17 protein-coding genes are annotated in these 15,903 nt (G+C 63.0%); 11 read left to right on the forward strand and 6 right to left on the reverse strand.

Annotated elements, in window-relative coordinates; all coding sequences use genetic code 11:
* The first annotated feature begins 323 nt into the window (after positions 1-323).
* Genes ACS4NR_RS12765 through ACS4NR_RS12800 form a run of 8 tightly spaced genes read left to right on the forward strand, consistent with a single transcriptional unit; the run spans position 324 to position 6,578 of the window.
* Complete coding sequence (locus ACS4NR_RS12765) at positions 324-1,514, forward strand: PepSY-associated TM helix domain-containing protein (RefSeq protein ID WP_095137358.1); 1,191 nt, start codon at positions 324-326, stop codon at positions 1,512-1,514.
* A complete protein-coding gene (locus ACS4NR_RS12770) occupies positions 1,511-2,053 on the forward strand; it encodes a hypothetical protein (protein ID WP_027613388.1) in 543 nt (180 codons plus the stop codon). Before ACS4NR_RS12765 ends, ACS4NR_RS12770 begins: the two co-directional genes overlap by 4 nt.
* Positions 2,050-2,391 (forward strand): hypothetical protein, encoded by a 342-nt coding sequence (locus ACS4NR_RS12775; protein ID WP_456020284.1) that lies wholly within the window; start codon positions 2,050-2,052, stop codon positions 2,389-2,391. Before ACS4NR_RS12770 ends, ACS4NR_RS12775 begins: the two co-directional genes overlap by 4 nt.
* Entirely contained in the window at positions 2,388-2,963 is a 576-nt protein-coding gene (locus tag ACS4NR_RS12780; RefSeq protein ID WP_456020285.1) for a DUF6162 family protein, read from the forward strand. Before ACS4NR_RS12775 ends, ACS4NR_RS12780 begins: the two co-directional genes overlap by 4 nt.
* Positions 2,964-2,998: 35 nt before the next feature.
* A complete protein-coding gene (locus ACS4NR_RS12785; protein ID WP_456020286.1) occupies positions 2,999-3,928 on the forward strand; it encodes a metal ABC transporter substrate-binding protein in 930 nt (309 codons plus the stop codon).
* Complete coding sequence (locus ACS4NR_RS12790) at positions 3,925-4,773, forward strand: metal ABC transporter ATP-binding protein (RefSeq protein ID WP_456020287.1); 849 nt, start codon at positions 3,925-3,927, stop codon at positions 4,771-4,773. Before ACS4NR_RS12785 ends, ACS4NR_RS12790 begins: the two co-directional genes overlap by 4 nt.
* Positions 4,773-5,672, forward strand: a complete 900-nt coding sequence (locus tag ACS4NR_RS12795; RefSeq protein WP_456020288.1) for a metal ABC transporter permease — start codon at positions 4,773-4,775, stop codon at positions 5,670-5,672. The genes ACS4NR_RS12790 and ACS4NR_RS12795 overlap by 1 nt, the downstream gene beginning before the upstream one ends.
* Positions 5,673-6,578, forward strand: a complete 906-nt coding sequence (locus tag ACS4NR_RS12800; protein WP_456020289.1) for a metal ABC transporter substrate-binding protein — start codon at positions 5,673-5,675, stop codon at positions 6,576-6,578.
* Positions 6,579-6,763: 185 nt separating this feature from the next.
* Here ACS4NR_RS12800 and ACS4NR_RS12805 read toward each other — a convergent pair whose 3' ends face one another.
* From ACS4NR_RS12805 to ACS4NR_RS12825, 5 genes are all read right to left on the reverse strand, one after another.
* On the reverse strand, positions 6,764-6,988 hold the full coding sequence (locus ACS4NR_RS12805) for an MbtH family protein (RefSeq protein ID WP_183785470.1): 225 nt from the start codon (positions 6,986-6,988) through the stop codon (positions 6,764-6,766).
* A gap of 83 nt (positions 6,989-7,071) precedes the next feature.
* Positions 7,072-8,484, reverse strand: a complete 1,413-nt coding sequence (locus ACS4NR_RS12810) for a diaminobutyrate--2-oxoglutarate transaminase (protein ID WP_456020290.1) — start codon at positions 8,482-8,484, stop codon at positions 7,072-7,074.
* Positions 8,485-8,627: 143 nt separating this feature from the next.
* On the reverse strand, positions 8,628-9,113 hold the full coding sequence (locus ACS4NR_RS12815; RefSeq protein ID WP_456020291.1) for an N-acetyltransferase family protein: 486 nt from the start codon (positions 9,111-9,113) through the stop codon (positions 8,628-8,630).
* Between the two features lie 216 nt (positions 9,114-9,329).
* Positions 9,330-10,652, reverse strand: coding sequence for an ATP-binding protein (locus ACS4NR_RS12820; RefSeq protein ID WP_456020292.1), 1,323 nt, complete (start codon positions 10,650-10,652; stop codon positions 9,330-9,332).
* A complete protein-coding gene (locus tag ACS4NR_RS12825; protein ID WP_007969056.1) occupies positions 10,652-11,332 on the reverse strand; it encodes a response regulator in 681 nt (226 codons plus the stop codon). The genes ACS4NR_RS12820 and ACS4NR_RS12825 overlap by 1 nt, the downstream gene beginning before the upstream one ends.
* Before the next feature lie 153 nt (positions 11,333-11,485).
* Between ACS4NR_RS12825 and dsbD the strand changes: the two genes are divergently transcribed.
* From dsbD to dsbG, 3 genes are read left to right on the forward strand one after another with little or no spacing between them, the layout of a single operon-like run.
* On the forward strand, positions 11,486-13,219 hold the full coding sequence (gene dsbD / locus ACS4NR_RS12830; protein WP_456020293.1) for a protein-disulfide reductase DsbD: 1,734 nt from the start codon (positions 11,486-11,488) through the stop codon (positions 13,217-13,219).
* Entirely contained in the window at positions 13,220-14,089 is an 870-nt protein-coding gene (locus tag ACS4NR_RS12835; RefSeq protein WP_095137347.1) for a TlpA disulfide reductase family protein, read from the forward strand.
* On the forward strand, positions 14,065-14,835 hold the full coding sequence (gene dsbG, locus ACS4NR_RS12840) for a thiol:disulfide interchange protein DsbG (protein ID WP_027613399.1): 771 nt from the start codon (positions 14,065-14,067) through the stop codon (positions 14,833-14,835). The genes ACS4NR_RS12835 and dsbG overlap by 25 nt, the downstream gene beginning before the upstream one ends.
* 113 nt (positions 14,836-14,948) lie before the next feature.
* On the opposite strand, the gene ACS4NR_RS12845 is transcribed toward dsbG, so the two are convergent.
* Positions 14,949-15,764: an alpha/beta fold hydrolase gene (locus ACS4NR_RS12845; protein ID WP_456020294.1), complete on the reverse strand. Its 816-nt coding sequence runs from the start codon at positions 15,762-15,764 to the stop codon at positions 14,949-14,951.
* Positions 15,765-15,903: the final 139 nt, after the last annotated feature.

Consider the following 15,903-nt stretch of genomic DNA (forward strand, 5'->3'; position numbering starts at 1 on the left):
AAGCCCGCTCCCACAGTGTTTTTCTGTGTGACACAAATCGTATAAACACCAGAGATGCCTGTGGGAGCGGGCTTGCTCGCGAAGGCGTCGTGTCAGTCGACATCAATGTTGAATGATCTACCGCATTCGCGAGCACGCTCGCTGACTGGGGGAATTGCGAAACATTTGCTTTCATATCGTCTTTCGGGATTTGCCCGGCTCATCCGTCCTATATAGATGCAGGCCGTTCGCACAGGCAACAGCCACGACCGCGCCTTTCACGGACACCCGCGCTGCGAAGCCCGTAGCCACGTGGCCTTTCATCGAAATCAAGACGCGCAATCATGTCGAAGAAATCCCGTTCCAAACTGTGGTTCCTGGTGCATAGCTGGCTCGCGCTGCCGATCTGGTTTTTTGTCCTGATCGTGTGTGTCACCGGCACGCTGGCGGTGGTCAGCCAGGAAATCGTCTGGCTGGCCAACCCGCAGATGCGCGCCAGCCAGCCATCGGACGACGCGCCGCGGCTCAGTTACGATCAGGTGCTGGCCGCGATCAAACAGGCCGAACCGCAGACGCTGGTGGAAAGCATCAGCCGTCCCGACGAGTCGCACTTCGCCCTCGATGTCGAAGTCAGCTACCCCGACGGTCGCTCGCAGACGGTCTACGTCAACCCGTACACCGGGGTGATCCAGGGCCCGGCGCCGGACTTCAACTTCAAGGCGTTCACCCGCGCCCTGCACGGCTGGTGGCTGGTGCCGTTCACCAACGGTTTCAGCTGGGGCTGGTACCTGGTGTCGTTCCTCGGCCTGCCAATGCTCGCTTCGCTGGTGACCGGGCTGGTGGTGTACAAGCGCTTCTGGAAAGGCTTCTTCAAGCCCACCCTGCGTTTTCGCCACGGCGCGCGGATCTTCTGGGGCGACTTCCATCGACTGAGCGGCATCTGGTCGATCTGGTTCATCGCGGTGATCTCGATCACCGGCACCTGGTTTCTGATCCAGGCCATTCTGGCCGACAACCAGGTATCGATCAGCAGCGAACCGATCATTCCTGCCATGTCCCGGGAAAGCGTACCGATGTCGAGCGACGCGAGTCCTCCCCCACGGATCAGCCTCGATCGCGCGGTGCAGATCGCCGAACAGCACATCCCCGGGCTGGAAGTCAGCTTCGTCAGCCTGCCGGGCAATGCCTACAGCCACTTGAGCGTTGGCGGGCGCGGCTGGTATCCACTGATGTTCCAGACCGCCACGCTCAACCCGTACAACGGCGACATGGCCGCCACGCGACTGCTGACCGACCGTTCCTCGCTGGAGTTTGTCACCGAGTCGATGCGCCCACTGCACACCGGTGATTTCGGCGGTCTGTGGATCAAACTGATCTGGTTCTTCTTCGGCCTGCTGCTGAGCATGATGGTGCTCAGCGGCCTGTTGATCTGGACCAAGCGCACCGCGCTGGCCACCGCCAACGCCCTCAAGCGCGAGAATAAAAAGGCCCGCAGCCCCCGCGTCAGCCGTGAACCGGCGGAGGTCAGCCTGTGAGCCCGTCCAACCGCACTGCCCAACCGTCCGCCCTGCGCCGCTTCTGGCACAAATGGCGTTTTCATCTGAACGCACTGTTGCTGCTGATTCCGCTGGGGTTCATGCCCAAGTACTTCGCCGACGCCGCGCTGTTTCGCGGTGACGTCGGCCTCGGTGAGCATGAGGTCGGCGAAATCCAGGTCGGCCCGTGGAGCCTGCGCCTGGCCGAACTGCGCAACGAAGCGCCGCGCCTGAGTGGCCCCGCCGGCTACATGAAGGACTTCAATGCCGCGCTGTGCGACGCCTGTGTCGAACAGGTCAAGGCCACCTACCTGCGCATCGGCAAACCGCGCAGCCTGCGCGCCGCCGGGGTGATTTTCTTCGGCACCCCGTATCGCATGGGCGCGCAATTGCCGGTGGCGGAAAAGACCAAAGCCGATGCCGAACTGTGGATCACCATGGAAGGCTGGGACGGCAGCATGCATCAGGCCTCAATTCCCCTGAGCCAGGCCTCCCCCGCGACCCTCGCCTGGCTGAACCAACAAGGAGCCAAACCATGAACCGCGTTCAACGCCCTTCCCGCCTGCGGTTGCGCGCCGCGTTGCTGATGCTCTGCGCAGGTTTCAGCGCCGGCGCCCAGGCCCATAACCCGATGTGCGAATGCAAGGCCGTCGATGCCGAGCAGATCAAATGCACCGGTGGCTTCTCCGACGGCAGCGGCGCGCCGGGGGTGACCCTCGATGTGATCGGTTACGACGAAACCATCCTGCTGCCGGGTAAGCTCGGCGCCGACTCAAGTCTGACCTTCAAGAAACCGGCGGCCGAGTTTTATGTGCTGTTCGACGCCGGCCCCGGCCACGTTGTGGAAATCGACCAAGCCGACATCGAGGCACCATGAGTACGCCCACCACCCAAGTCGTCCGCCCGGCCGGTGCCGGGCATGAAACCCTCAATGTTCTGCTGTTGTGCTTGCTGATCCTCGCGGTCGCCGGCTCGGTGGTGGCATGGCGTGGGGTGTCCCATGAACCGGAACCGGTCGCCAGCCATCAGTTCGATGCGCGGCGCGATCTCAGCGCTGCCGAGCAAGGCATCTATGCCGATCTGCGGGTGACCCTCGATGAAATTCGCTTGCTGCGTGAAGAACAGCAAAGCCTGCCGACACCACAGACCCTGGCTGAAGAAGGTTTCGCCCCGTTCGCCCAGGACGCCAGTTCGGTCAGCCGTGGCGGGCATGCCTGGCAATTGCTGGCGGACACGGTCTATTTCGGTCACAGCCAGGCGCCCGCCGTTGCCGGTTCGTTCGTGATGCGGCTAAGCGCCGACGCCACTGCCGCACCGGATATCTGGCTCAACCGCGCCGCCGATCTGCGGACGCCCGCCGAACTGACCGACGCCGCGCTGTCCGCTGCTGGCTGGAAACAGATCGTCGCGCAGTTCGATGCCGGCGTGACCCGCGAGCATCGCCACTGAACCTTCGCCTTCACCCGAGAGAAGACCGCTTGCCCATGCTTATTTCACTGACTCGCCGTCCCCTCCTGCGCACCCTGCTTTTAGGCCTGTGCGCGTGCCTGCTGAGCCCGCTGGCCAGCGCCGAACCGGGCAAACGCCTGCGCATCGGCATCACCCTGCACCCGTATTACAGCTATGTGGCGAACATCGTCGGCGACAAGGCCGAGGTAGTGCCGCTGATTCCCGCCGGTTTCAACCCGCACGCCTACGAGCCACGTGCTGAAGACATCAAGCGCATCAGCGGCCTGGATGTGATCGTGCTCAACGGGGTCGGTCATGACGACTTCGCCGACCGGATGATCGCCGCTAGCGAAACGCCGAACATCAAGACCATCGAAGCCAACGAAAACGTGCCGCTGCTGGCCGCAACCGGCACCGCCGCGCGCGGCGCCGGCAAAGTGGTCAACCCGCACACCTTCCTGTCGATCAGCGCTTCGATTGCCCAGGTCAACAACATCGCCCGCGAGCTGGGCAAACTCGACCCGGACAACGCCAAGACCTATACCCAGAACGCCCGCGCCTACGGCAAACGCCTGCGGCAGATGCGCGCCGATGCGCTGGCCAAACTGACCCAGGCACCGAACGCCGAACTGCGCGTGGCCACGGTGCATGCGGCTTATGACTATCTGCTGCGCGAATTCGGCCTGGAAGTGACGGCCGTGGTCGAACCGGCCCACGGCATCGAACCGAGCCCGAGCCAGTTGAAAAAGACCATCGACCAACTGCGCGAACTCGACGTGAAGGTGATTTTCTCGGAGATGGATTTCCCCTCGACCTACGTCGAAACCATCCAGCGTGAGTCCGGGGTGAAGCTGTACCCGCTGTCGCACATTTCCTATGGCGAATACACCGCCGACAAGTACGAAAAGGAAATGACCGGCAACCTCGACACCGTGGTGCGGGCGATTCAGGAGTCCGGGGCATGACAGCAAAAGAAACCCTCTCTGACACCCCGCCATCCCCTGTGGGAGCGGGCTTGCTCGCGAAGGCGTCCGGTCAGTCAGCATCATTATTGAATGAACCACCGCATTCGCGAGCAAGCCCGCTCCCACAAGGGGGAAATGGGCCGACTCTGGATTTTGCGGAGGTCAGCCTGACCCTCGGGCGCACCACGATTCTCGACAACGTCACCTTCCAGGTGCAACCCGGCCACGTGCACGCCCTGGTCGGCCCCAACGGCGGCGGCAAGAGTTCGCTGATCAAGACCCTGCTCGGCCAGATGCCGCATCAAGGCCAGTTGAGCCTGCACTGGCCCGCCGAGCCCGGCACCATCGGCTACGTGCCGCAGGCGCTGGAGTTCGATCGCGGCCTGCCGATGACCGTCGACGATTTCATGGCCGCCATGTGCCAGCGTCGGCCGGCGTTTCTCGGTTTGAGCAAGCATTACGCCAAGGCCATCGGCGAGGCGCTGGAACGGGTCGGTATGCAGGACAAACGCAAGCGGCGCATGGGCGCGTTATCCGGTGGCGAACGGCAGCGCGTATTGCTTGCTCAAGGCCTGATCCCGGCCCCGCAATTGCTGGTGCTGGATGAGCCGATGTCAGCCCTCGACGAAGCCGGGATCCAGGTGTTCGAACGCCTGCTCGGCGACTGGCGCGCCGCCGGCATCACCGTGCTGTGGATCGAGCACGATCTGGAAGCGGTCAAGCGTCTGGCCGACCGGGTCACCGGTCTCAACCGCCGCGTGCTGTTCGACGCCACGCCGCAACAGGCGCTGACCCCGGAACGGCTGCTGAGTCTGTTTTCCACCCATCCACGGAGCGCGGTCTGATGAGTTACGAAGCCTTTCGTCTGATGGTTCAGGGCTGGGCGTCGTCCGGTTACCTGCCGGAAGCGCTGGCCTACGGCTTTGTGGTCAACGCGCTGCTCGCCGGCCTGTTGATCGGCCCGGTGCTCGGCGGCCTCGGCACGCTGGTGGTGGTCAAGCGCTTCGCGTTTTTCTCCGAAGCGGTCGGGCACGCAGCACTGACCGGCGTGGCCATCGGCATTCTGCTCGGCGAACCCTACACCGGACCATACGGCAGCCTGTTCGGTTACTGCCTGCTGTTCGGCATCCTGCTCAACTACCTGCGCAACCGCACCGGCCTGGCGCCCGACACCCTGATCGGCGTGTTTCTCTCGGTGTCGCTGGCGCTCGGCGCGAGCCTGCTGTTGATTCTGGCCGGCAAGATCAACGTGCACATTCTGGAGAACGTGCTGTTCGGTTCGGTGCTCACCGTCAATGGCAATGACCTGCTGGTGCTGGCGATCGTCGGTTCACTGATCATGGCCCTGGCGTTGCCGCTGTACAACCGGATCATGCTGGCCAGTTTCAACCCGCAACTGGCGGCGGTGCGCGGCGTGGCGGTGAAGACCCTGGATTACCTGTTCGTGATTCTGGTGACGCTGATCACCGTCGCGGCGGTAAAGGTCATCGGCGCGATTCTGGTCGGCGCATTGCTGGTGATTCCGGCGGCGGCAGCGCGGTTGCTCAGCCAGTCGCTCAAGGGTTTCTTCTGGTGTTCGGTACTGATTGCCACCGTCAGCACGCTGTGCGGGATTCTCGCGCCGATCGTCTTCGATCTGCCGATCCCGTCCGGCGCCGCGATCATTCTGGTCGCCGGCATCGCCTTCGCCCTCGCCGCCATTGCGCGCGGGGTTGTCCCGAGTCTGAAAGGGAACCTTGGATAAATGACTTTCTCACTGCGAAAACTGACCCTGGCCATGGTCCTGTTCGGCGTGGTCGGCAGCCCGTTGCTGGCGGCTGAAAACCCTCAACCGCTACGCGTACTGGCCTCGTTGCCCATCACCTATGGCCTGGGCGAAGTGCTGCTCAAAGGCACCGACGTCAGCCTGGAGCGCGCGGCCCCGGCGAATCTGCCGGGCAGCCGTCAGACCGCGTATTTCACCGGTCGCGGTGCGCCGGCGCTGGGCAAACTGGCAACCGATGCCGACGCGGTGATCGGCATACGTTCGCTGTGGGCGGATGATCCGCTGTACCCGATCGCACGGCGCAGCAACATTCGCATTGTCGAGGTCGACGCGGCGCGCCCGGTGGACGGCGCCCTGCCAGGGATCGCCGTACAACCGGGGCTGAAGGTCGATGGCTTGAACAGTCAGCCATGGCTGGCGAGCAACAACATGGGGCGCATGGCTGACGTAATCGCCGCGGATCTGGTGCGCCTGGCGCCGTCGGCCAAACCGAAGATCGAGGCCAATCTGGCGGCGCTGAAACAGCGCCTGCTCAAGCTCAGCGCCGACAGCGAAGCGCGCCTGGCCGAGGCTGACAACCTCAGTGTGCTGAGCCTCAGCGATCACTTCGGTTATCTGATCGGCAGCCTGAATCTGGAGCTGATCGGTCAGGATCCTCGGCCTGATAGCGAGTGGACGGTGCAAGAGCTGAAGCAACTCACGGCGACGCTCAAGGACAACGACGTGGCGCTGGTGCTGCATCATCGTCAGCCGTCGGAAGCGGTGAAAGCGGCGATTGCCGAGTCGGGGAGTCATTTGCTGGTGTTGAGCACCGATGCCGAAGATCCGGTGGCGGAGCTGGAGGGGAATGTCGATTTGCTGCTCAAGGGCTTGAGCGGAGCGTAGTTTCAGTAACACCGCGTTATCGTTCTTCGCGAGCAAGCCCGCTCCCACAGGGGAGTTGTGTGCACCACAGATCCAATGTGGGAGCGGGCTTGCTCGCGAAGAGGCCCGCCAGAACAACACCATTGCCAGCCATGAAAAAACCCGCTGCCTGTCACCAGTCCAGCGGGTTTGTTTTGTCTGTCGGATTACTGAGCAGCCGTTTGCCCTTCCATCTTCTGGCGCAGGCTCAGCGGACGCATGTCGGTCCAGACTTCTTCGATGTAGGCCAGGCATTCCTTCTTCAGGCCGCTCTTGCCCACGGTGCGCCAGCCCTCCGGCACGGCTTTGTAATCCGGCCAGATCGAGTATTGCTCTTCGTGGTTGACCACGACCTGAAAGAGGATGTCCTCGCGGTCGAATACTGACGTCATGCTGGTTCTCCATCGTTGTAAGGGTGGGCTGCACCGGGGGTGCAGCCGGGTATGTAGTAAGAACGTTCGGCGCTGCGAAAAATTTACTCGGCGGCGGTGGCGGCGGCCAAGGCCCGGCCGAAGATCTCGGCGACGCGGTCGATTTCGGCGGCGGTGATCACCAGCGGCGGCAGGAAGCGCACCACCGCACCATGCCGGCCGCCCAGCTCGAGAATCAGTCCGCGCTTGAGGCATTCGCGCTGCACCAGCGGTGCCAGACGCGCGAACGCGGGTGGATGACCGAGGGCGTCCAGCGCGCCGTTCGGGTCAACCAGTTCGACACCGAGCATCAAGCCACGACCGCGGATGTCGCCCAGTTGCGGGAAGTCGCGTTGCAGGATGCGCAGGTGTTCGCTCAGGCGTTCGCCCATGGCGGCGGCGTGTTCGCAGACCTTGTGCTCAAGCAGATAACGCATCACCGCGGAACCGGCGGCCATCGCCATCTGATTGCCACGGAACGTGCCCGCATGGGCGCCCGGTTGCCAGGTGTCGAGCCAGTCGCGATAAACCACCACCGCCAATGGCAGGCTGCCGCCGATGGCTTTGGACAACACCACCACGTCAGGGACAATGCCGGCGTGTTCGAAGGCAAACATTTTGCCGGTGCGTGCGAAACCGCTCTGGATCTCGTCGACGATCAGCGCCACACCGGCCTTCTCGGTGATCCGACGCAAGCCGCGCAGCCACTCGATATCGGCCGGGATCACCCCGCCCTCGCCCTGCACCGCTTCGACGATCACCGCCGCCGGTAACTGCACGCCGGCCTCAGGATCGTTGAGCAGGTTTTCCAGGTAACTCAGGTTGGCTTTGACCCCGGCCGCGCCGCCGAGACCGAACGGGCAACGGTAGTCGTAAGGGAACGGCATGAATTGCACACCGTTGCTGAGCAAGGCGCCCAGCGGCTTTTTCGGTCCCAGGCTGCCCATCAGGCTCAAGGCGCCCTGACTCATGCCGTGATAACCGCCGGAGAACGACAGCACGGTGCTGCGCCCGGTGGCGGTGCGCACCAGTTTCAACGCGGCTTCCACCGCATCGGTGCCGGTCGGGCCGCAGAACTGGATTTTCGCTTCGGCCGCCAGTGCTGGCGGCAGCAAACCGAACAGGTCCTGGACGAACTGATCCTTCACTGGCGTGGTCAGGTCGAGGGTGTGCAGCGGCAGCTCATCCGCCAGCACTTGCTGGATCGCCTCGATTACCACCGGGTGATTGTGCCCCAGCGCGAGAGTGCCGGCGCCAGCCAGGCAGTCGATAAACGTACGACCTTCAACGTCCTCGACATACAGGCCTTTGGCACGCTTGAGTGCCAGCGGAATGCGTCGCGGGTAGCTACGGGCATTGGACTCCTGCTGACTCTGCCGGGCCAGCAGCGGTGACTCGTTGAACTGATACAGAACTTCGGCCGGCGCGGCAGTGATCCGGGCCGACGACTCTTCGATAAGGCTGGTGGCGACTGACATCTCTCGACCCCTCAATACGCTATGGATAGTGACCAAAACAGCACACCGCACAGGTGCGCGTTCCGGTCGCGGGGCGCACATGCAGGTTTTCCTGTTCTGGAAACGCTTAAGCGGGGCGAGGATTTAGACCCTTGATCGAGATGTCAGCCAGGCAATGGCAACAGCTTGTGCAGCGTAACGCGGTGCAAGCCCTGATCGCTGGCGGGTAGCGCCGAGTCGCAGTAGCCCAGATGTCGATAAAAAGCCGCGCCGGTGCGTGTACTGGCGATGCACGCCCGCGCCACACCGCGAATCCGCAGCCAGCCTTCCAGTTCGCTCATCAGGGCGCGGCCTGCACCACGGCGAAACCATTCCGGCTGCACATGGCAAAAGCCGATGTCGCCGCTGGCCGTGGCCATGCCGACACCCACCGGTTTGTCCTGCAACAAGGCGATGTTCAGGTAGCAATGCGGGTCGGCAAGGCGCGCGCTGATGATGTCGGCAGATTGCCGGTCAATCCAGTGGCTGACCAGTTGCGGATCGTTGCGGTGATCAAGCACACAACCGACGCGAATCGAACGCTCGATGATGCGACTGATGAGGCCGGCGTCGGCAGGTTTCGCCGGACGAATGCAGATCGTTGCTTCCATGGCGCGTTCCCTCAATCCATTGAGTCAGAGCAGCCCAGACCTTAACGCCGCCATTGCCAAATCACCAACGCACAGACGTTACATTTGATGTGCCACACCACAAATCCCAATTGTGGGAGCGGGCTTGCTCGCGAAGGCGTCCGGTCAGTCGATACGTCGCAGACTGGTACGCCGCCTTCGCGAGCAAGCCCGCTCCCACAGGGGATTTTCGCTGGCTCAGACAGGTTGCAGCGGCATAGTCAACTCGACGCGCAAGCCATCCGTGCGGCTGTCGAAATGCAGGGTGCAGGCGCAGCGCTGGACGATGGCTTGCACGATGGCCAGGCCGAGACCGCAGCCGGTGCTCTGGCCGTTGCGCCAGAAGCGTTGGGTCAGGTGCTGCAGATCTTCCGCCGCAATCCCCGGCCCGTGGTCGCGCACCACAAAACGGGCGCGCTGACCGACGGTTTCCAGACTCAGCTCCACCTCAGCGTCCGCCGGGGTATGGCGAAGGGCGTTGTCGAGCAGATTGCGCAACGCGGCAATCGACAGCACCGCCGGCATTTGCACCGGTGCGCTGGAGAGCTGCTTGGGCAATTGCAGTTTGATGCGCTGACGCTCGCCGCCGGCCGCATCCTGCATCGCCAGTTTCGCCACCTGTTCGGCGCTGCATTGCACGCCGTCATCGAACGACAGACTGCCCTCGACCCGCGCCAGCAACAGCAGTTGCTCCAGCGTGCGGTGCATGCGGTCGGCGCCCTCTTCGGCCCGTGCCAGCGACTGATCGCGGGCACTGCCTTCGGTCATGCGTGCCACTTGCAGGTGGGTCTTGATCGCCGTCAACGGGCTGCGCAGTTCGTGGGCGGCGTCGCCGGTCAGGCGGCGTTCACGCTCAATGGTCTTGCCGATGCGCTGGAACAGCTGGTTCTGCGTATCGAGCAACGGTTTCAGTTCGCTGGGAAAAGATTGTAATTGCAACGGTTCCAGCGAGTCGGCATTGCGTCGCATCAGCGCCTCGCGCAGTCGATTGAGCGGCGCCAGGCCCTGACCGATTCCCAGCCACAACAGGCACAGACAACCGAGCAACGCTACGCCGACCGGCACCGAGGCCGCCAGCAGGATCGACATGTTCAGCGCTTCGCGTTCGATCTGCCGGTCGGCCGTGGTGATCCGCACGTCGCCCCGCGCGAGAGTAAAACTGCGCCACGGCGCGCCATCGATCATCTGATCGTGGAAGCCCATTTTTTCCGCTTCGAGGGTTTGCTCGGGGCTGCTGTGGCTGCGGGCCAGAATCTCCCCGCGCAACGAACTGACCTGACAGGCCATGCCACCGGGAATGTTCAATTGTTCGGCACTGAAATGGGTGCCCTCGCCCTTGCTCGGCAGCGCCGGCAGTTGCTCCAGCAGCCCGGCGACCATGCGCGCCGAGGCCACCAGCCGCTGGTCAAGGGAAAACATCATCTGATTGCGCAAGTCGCTGAGCATCCAGGCCGCGGCCAGCGCCCAGATCAGGGCGAACGCGGCGCCGAGGGTCAGACTCAGGCGCAGACGCAGACTCATCACTTCTGTTGCTCTCCACCATCGGCCGGCCCGAGGCGATAACCCAGACCGCGCACGGTTTCGACGATGCCCTTGCCGAGTTTGCTGCGCAGGTGATGGATATGCACGTTCAGCGCGTTGCTCTCCAACTCGTCATTGAAACCGTAGACGCTGTCCTTCAACTGCTCGGTGGACAGCACCCGGCCACGGTTGTGCAACAGCGCCTGCAACAGCGATTGCTCGCGGCGCGACAAGTCCACCGGTTGCCCGGCCAACGTGGTTTCGCGGCTGCTTGGATCGTAGGTCAGTGCACCGTGTTCGATCAGGTTGACGCTGCGCCCGGCGACCCGGCGCAGCAGGGTTTGCAGGCGCGCGAACAACTCACGCAGATCGAAAGGTTTGAGCAGGTAATCGTCAGCCCCGGCCTGCAAGCCATCGACCCGGTCAGTGACCGAGTCGCGTGCGGTCAGGATCAACACCGGAATTTCCAGGCCCTGCTGACGCAGTTGTTGCAGCAACTTGAGGCCATCTTCGTCAGGCAGGCCGAGATCGAGCACCATCACGTCGAATTCGGCAACTTTGAGCATCGCCCGTGCTTTCGAGGCGGTGTTGACGTGCTCGACCGTCAGGCCCTGCGCCGTGAGACCGGCAACGATACCGCTGGCGATCAGTTCATCGTCTTCGCAAACCAGTACGTGCATGATCCGTCCCATAGAAAAAAGCCGATTAGGCCGTTGGCCGATTAAGCTGACATTATGGCGCCCAACGCCATAGCGACAAGGGCGTGACGGTTAATCATCGGTTAATCGCCATCCACCATTGTGCCCACACTTGCACAGGGACAAGGCTCCTCCATGCGTCATTTTTTTCTTTTGTTTGCACTGCTGATCTCCGGCCTGGCCCAGGCGGGAAACAATCCATTCGAGACCAAACCGGAGTTTCTGCCGGTCGACAAAGCCTTCGTGCTGACTTCCGAACGCCTTGAATCCGGGGAAACCCAGCTGTTCTGGCAAATCACCGACGGCTATTACCTGTACCAGAAACGCCTGAAATTCGACGGTTTGACGGCAGAGCAGCAGCCGGCGTTGCCCGAGGGTGAGTCACACAGTGACGAGTTCTTCGGTGAACAACCGGTGTATCGCCAAGGGCTGGAGGTAAAAATTCCGGCCGCGGCCAGCGGTCAGATCAAGGTCAGTTACCAAGGCTGCGCCGATGCCGGCCTGTGTTATCCGCCGCAGACCCGGGTCATCGATCTGGGCGGCAAAGCCACGCCAACAACCAGCGCTGAAGCACCGGATCAGGCCTTGGCCAGCAGCCTGCAACAACGGGCGCTGGGCTGGAGCCTGCTGGTGTTCTTCGGCCTCGGCCTGTTGCTGGCGTTTACTCCGTGTTCGTTGCCGATGCTGCCGATTCTGGCGGGCATGATTGTCGGCAGCGGTGCAACACCGCGTCGTGGTTTCGCCCTGGCCAGCAGCTATGTGATCTGCATGGCGCTGGTGTATGCGGCGATGGGGGTGATCGCCGCGCTGCTCGGCGCCAACCTGCAGGCGTGGCTGCAAAATCCATGGCTGCTCGGTGCATTTGCAGCAGTGTTCGTGGTGCTGGCGCTGCCGATGTTCGGTTTCTTTGAATTGCAATTGCCGGTGGCCCTGCGTGACCGCCTCGAACACGCTTCGCGCAGTCGCAGCGGCGGCAGCCTGATCGGTGCCGGGGTGCTCGGCGCGTTGTCCGGTCTGTTGGTCGGCCCGTGCATGACCGCGCCACTGGCCGGCGCTTTGCTGTACATCGCGCAGAGCGGCAATGCGCTGCACGGTGGCTTGATTCTGTTCGCGTTGGGCATCGGTATCGGGGTGCCGCTGTTGCTGCTGGTGACCGTCGGCAATCGCTTCCTGCCAAAGCCTGGCGCGTGGATGAACCTGCTCAAGGGCATCTTCGGTTTCCTGTTCCTCGCGACCGCACTGCTGATGTTGCGCCCGGTGCTGGACTCGTCGCTGTGGCTGGGCCTGTGTGGCGCGCTGCTGCTGATCGCGGCGTTCTGCGCCTGGAAGCAATCGGAAGGTTTCGGTCGGGTTGCCCAGGTGTTCGGCGCCAGTTCGTTGCTGCTCGGGCTGTGGGGCAGCCTGCTGCTGATCGGTGCTGCCGGTGGCAGTGACGACCCGTATCAGCCCTTGCAGGTGTACAGCGCCGGGCGGGTCGCCAGCACCACGCCGAGCGGGCATGACGCGTTCACCACGATCAAGGATCCGGCCGCCCTGCAGCGCGAACTGGATAGCGCCAAGGCTCAGGGCCAGTGGGTGCTGCTCGATTACTACGCCGACTGGTGCGTGTCGTGCAAAGTCATGGAGAAACAAGTGTTCGGCAAGGACAAGGTCATGCAGGCGTTGAGCGATGTGCGCCTGCTGCGCCTCGACGTCACCGCCGACAATGCCGCCAGCCGCGAGCTGCTCGGCCGCTACAAAGTCCCGGGGCCACCGAGTTTTGTCTGGATCGGCACCGACGGCGAAGAACGACGTAGCCAGCGCATCACCGGTGAGGTGGATGCCGAGACGTTCCTGCAACGCTGGGCCACTACCCGAGACGCCAATTAAATGCTGACGTTCACCCTCGGCACCTTTGCCATCGCGCTTAACCATCTGCTGCTGATCAGTGCCCTGGCGCTGGCGACCTTTGTCGGCTGGCGGGTGGCCAAGCGCGGCGGCGATAACCCCGAGTCGGCGCTGTTCAGCCTGTTCCTGCTGGGCATGCTTGCGGCGCGCGTGGCGTTTGTCGCCCTGTACTGGGGCCACTATCGTAACGATCCGTGGCAGATCATCGACCTGCGCGATGGCGGCTTCCTCGCCTGGCCGGGGGTGGTCGTGCTGCTGCTCGCCGCTCTCTATCGCGGCTGGCGCCGTCCGGGTCTGCGTCGGCCACTGGGCTTTGGCGTGGCCAGCGGTGTGCTGTTCTGGTTGTTGGCGACCCTGTCACTGAACATCTACGAACAAGGCACGCGCCTGCCGGAAATCACCCTGCGCAACGCCGCAGGCGAGACCATCCAGCTCAGCGATTATCAGGGCGGTCCACTGGTGATCAACCTGTGGGCAACCTGGTGCCCGCCGTGCCGGCGCGAGATGCCGGTGCTGGAAAATGCTCAACAACAACGCCCGGATCTGACCTTTCTGTTCGTCAATCAGGCCGAAAGCATGCAAAGCGTTGCCACCTTCCTTGAAACCCAGGGCCTGAGCCTGAACAACGTGCTGTTCGACCGCAGCGGTCGATTGGGTCAGGCCGTGGGCTCCATGGCGCTGCCGACTACGCTGTTCTATAGCCCTGACGGTCGCTTGCTGAGCAGCCACCTGGGCGAACTGTCGAACGCCAGTCTGGCCCGCGCCCTGGAAAACTTCGATATCCCGAATCCAACCGCCGCCCCGGCGACCTCTGCAAGGAAACTGCCATGCCCCGCCTCCGCCACCTGCTGACGCTGACTCTGGGCACTGCCCTGCTGCACCTGCCGTCGGTGCAGGCCGCCGAAGAATTGCCCGCCGCGATCAAGCAGATCGAGGCCAAGGGCGCAAAAATCGTCGGCCAGTTCGACGCGCCGGACGGCTTGCGCGGTTATGCGGCGCAGTACCAGAACCGTGGCATGGCGCTGTACCTGACGCCGGACGGGAAACACGTGTTGCTCGGCAATCTGTACGACGCCGACGGCAAGGATCTGAGCAGCGAGCCGTTGCAGAAACTGGTCTATGCACCGATGGCCAAGGAAATCTGGGGCAAGTTCGAAGCCAGCAACTGGATTCAGGACGGCAACAAGGACGCGCCGCGCACCGTGTACCTGTTCAGCGATCCGAACTGCCCGTACTGCAACATGTTCTGGGAACAGGCGCGACCATGGGTCAAGGCCGGCAAAGTGCAACTGCGGCACATCATGGTCGGGATCATCCGCGAAGACAGCCCGGCGAAATCCGCCGCGCTACTGGCGGCAAAAGATCCGGCCAAGGCCCTGGAAGATCACGAGAAGGCCGGCAAGGCCAGCACCCTCAAGCCATTAAAAGACATTCCAAAAGCGGTGCAGACCAAACTGGCGGCGAACATGCAGTTGATGGAAGACCTGGAACTGCAGGCGACACCGGCGATTTTCTACATGGATGACAAGGGCGAGCTGCAACAGCAGCAAGGGGCGCCTTCGCCGGAGAAACTGGCGAAAATTCTCGGGCCGAAGTAAGTCCGGATCCGTTGTTGCCTGATCTGGCCTCTTCGCGGGCAAGCCCACTCCCACAGGGATCACCGCGGTCACTGTGGGAGCGGGCTTGCTCGCGAAAAGAACGATGACTCGGTTTAACGATTGCGCTCGTTCAGGAAAGTCAGCAACGCCCCGGTGACAAACGCCGGGTTCTCCAGACTGGAGATATGCCCCGCCTCCGGCACCAGCACCCACGGACACCCGATCAATTCAGCCATTTCCTGTGCCTCCGACGGCGGTCGAGGTTTGTCCTGATCGCCGCACAGCACCAGAGTGTTCGCGGCATTCAATTCGCCCAGACGCGGCAACAGGTCATCACGACTGAACGTCATACGCCCCATCGGCACGATGCTTTCGCGCAGGCGATCCGCGGTATATGCCGCCAGTTTGGCGCGGAAGTCCTGATACAGCGCCGACTGCGGATCGATGCCCGGGCGGAAGAAGATCGGTACCACGATGTCGAGCAATTGTTCGGAGATCTCGCCGCTTTCCTCGATCTGCTTGAACAGCGAGAAGTAGTACTGACGGGTTGGCTCAGGCTCCACGCCGACGTAGGTGTCGAGCAGCACCAGCCCGTTGATCCGCTGCGGTGCCGACAACGCCAGACGCACGCCCCACATGCCGCCAACCGACAGCCCCGCCAGCGTTATCTGCTCGATCTGCAGGTGATCGAGCAAGGCCGCGACCTGGCGTGCGATGTCATCCAGCGAGGTGGTGCCTGGCGGCAAGCGCCCGGATTCACCGTGGCCCCACAGGTCCAACGCAATCACCCGATAGTGCGGCGACAGCGCAGCGATCTGCGGCGCCCACATGGCCGTGTCCCACAGATAGCTGCCCGCCAGCAACACGGCCGGGCCGGTGCCTTGATCAATGTAGTGCAGCGCTTGTCCGTCAACCGTGAAGAAAGGCATCGACCACCCCCGCGACAAAAAAGAGAACCGGCAGACTGAGCTGCCGGTTCATGATCGTCAACCGTGTAAATGTCTGAAAATGTGCCGCCCCCAATCGCGAGCAGGCTCACTCCTACAAGGGAACGCATACCCAATGTAG

This window comes from Pseudomonas sp. JQ36 (assembly GCF_053851495.1).

What these genes read in the sequence shown, in the direction of transcription:
- ACS4NR_RS12765 (WP_095137358.1), top strand. Translation starts at nt 324, where the DNA reads ATGTCGAAGAAATCCCGTTCCAAACTGTGGTTCCTGGTGCATAGCTGG.
- ACS4NR_RS12775 (WP_456020284.1), top strand. Translation starts at nt 2,050, where the DNA reads ATGAACCGCGTTCAACGCCCTTCCCGCCTGCGGTTGCGCGCCGCGTTG.
- ACS4NR_RS12780 (WP_456020285.1), top strand. Translation starts at nt 2,388, where the DNA reads ATGAGTACGCCCACCACCCAAGTCGTCCGCCCGGCCGGTGCCGGGCAT.
- ACS4NR_RS12785 (WP_456020286.1), top strand. Translation starts at nt 2,999, where the DNA reads ATGCTTATTTCACTGACTCGCCGTCCCCTCCTGCGCACCCTGCTTTTA.
- ACS4NR_RS12790 (WP_456020287.1), top strand. Translation starts at nt 3,925, where the DNA reads ATGACAGCAAAAGAAACCCTCTCTGACACCCCGCCATCCCCTGTGGGA.
- ACS4NR_RS12795 (WP_456020288.1), top strand. Translation starts at nt 4,773, where the DNA reads ATGAGTTACGAAGCCTTTCGTCTGATGGTTCAGGGCTGGGCGTCGTCC.
- ACS4NR_RS12800 (WP_456020289.1), top strand. Translation starts at nt 5,673, where the DNA reads ATGACTTTCTCACTGCGAAAACTGACCCTGGCCATGGTCCTGTTCGGC.
- ACS4NR_RS12805 (WP_183785470.1), bottom strand. Translation starts at nt 6,988, where the DNA reads ATGACGTCAGTATTCGACCGCGAGGACATCCTCTTTCAGGTCGTGGTC.
- ACS4NR_RS12810 (WP_456020290.1), bottom strand. Translation starts at nt 8,484, where the DNA reads ATGTCAGTCGCCACCAGCCTTATCGAAGAGTCGTCGGCCCGGATCACT.
- ACS4NR_RS12815 (WP_456020291.1), bottom strand. Translation starts at nt 9,113, where the DNA reads ATGGAAGCAACGATCTGCATTCGTCCGGCGAAACCTGCCGACGCCGGC.
- ACS4NR_RS12820 (WP_456020292.1), bottom strand. Translation starts at nt 10,652, where the DNA reads ATGAGTCTGCGTCTGCGCCTGAGTCTGACCCTCGGCGCCGCGTTCGCC.
- ACS4NR_RS12825 (WP_007969056.1), bottom strand. Translation starts at nt 11,332, where the DNA reads ATGCACGTACTGGTTTGCGAAGACGATGAACTGATCGCCAGCGGTATC.
- dsbD (WP_456020293.1), top strand. Translation starts at nt 11,486, where the DNA reads ATGCGTCATTTTTTTCTTTTGTTTGCACTGCTGATCTCCGGCCTGGCC.
- ACS4NR_RS12835 (WP_095137347.1), top strand. Translation starts at nt 13,220, where the DNA reads ATGCTGACGTTCACCCTCGGCACCTTTGCCATCGCGCTTAACCATCTG.
- dsbG (WP_027613399.1), top strand. Translation starts at nt 14,065, where the DNA reads ATGCCCCGCCTCCGCCACCTGCTGACGCTGACTCTGGGCACTGCCCTG.
- ACS4NR_RS12845 (WP_456020294.1), bottom strand. Translation starts at nt 15,764, where the DNA reads ATGCCTTTCTTCACGGTTGACGGACAAGCGCTGCACTACATTGATCAA.